Annotated in this window: 1 protein-coding gene; it reads right to left on the bottom strand. The window is 67.0% G+C overall.

Annotation, left to right across the window (positions count from 1 at the left end; all coding sequences use genetic code 11):
* The coding region (gspL, locus tag OC610_RS28325) for a type II secretion system protein GspL (RefSeq protein ID WP_264433014.1) at window positions 1-764 on the bottom strand (764 nt) is incomplete at both ends.

The following is a 764-nucleotide window of genomic DNA, read 5'->3' as shown; positions in this document are numbered from 1 at the left end:
CCGCGCCCGCCATGAACGGCAACTGCCCAGCCGCCTGCTGCACCAGGGCAGCGAAGCTGACCGGCCCCTCGGCCAGCGCGCCATTGCGCCGGGCATCGCGTTGCTGGCGAGCCTGCTGCAAGGGATTGAGAATCACCGGCAGTTCAGGAAAAGCCTGCTGGACCCGGCTGGTCATCTGTCCCTTGATTGCCTGGCCCTCGCCGGCCAACCGCATCGCGTACAGGTTGAGGCCCAGGGTCCAGATCAACGCCGCCACCGCGCAACAGCCGACCGCGCGGCCCCAGCGCTGATTGCCCCGGACGTTTTGTTCGATCCCGTTCAGTAGGTTCCAGGCGGGAACCGGACCGAGCCAGCGCTGCTCGTCCGGCCATGAATCGACGGATTCAGGCCCCTCGCCGACCCAACGCACCGTCCTTTCACGCAACTGTTCGGCGCCTTCTTGCATCATGGGATGCACCCATGCGCGCTGGCGATCCTCACGGACCAGCAAATAACCTTCCACGCTTGCCGCCGTGCACGTGCCCGGCTCAGCCAGCGGCAGAAAACAAGGCGCCGCGTACACGCCGCGCGGTTGCAACCTGAGCCCCTGCAACAGTTGCGAAAGACCCGACAGCCCCGCGCGCTCGAACCAAGCCAGTTGAACCTGGCCGCTCGCATCACGAGGCCCATGCACCAGGTGCACGGTGTCGTCGCTACCCAGCAGGAGGTTGTCTGCCGCACAGCGCACGGCATCGCCAAGGCGCGCCGGTGGCAGTGGCGGCAAC

This window comes from Pseudomonas agronomica, assembly GCF_025917275.1.
GTDB classification, from domain to species: domain Bacteria; phylum Pseudomonadota; class Gammaproteobacteria; order Pseudomonadales; family Pseudomonadaceae; genus Aquipseudomonas; species Aquipseudomonas agronomica.
This window is presented reverse-complemented; position numbering and strand designations above follow the sequence as displayed.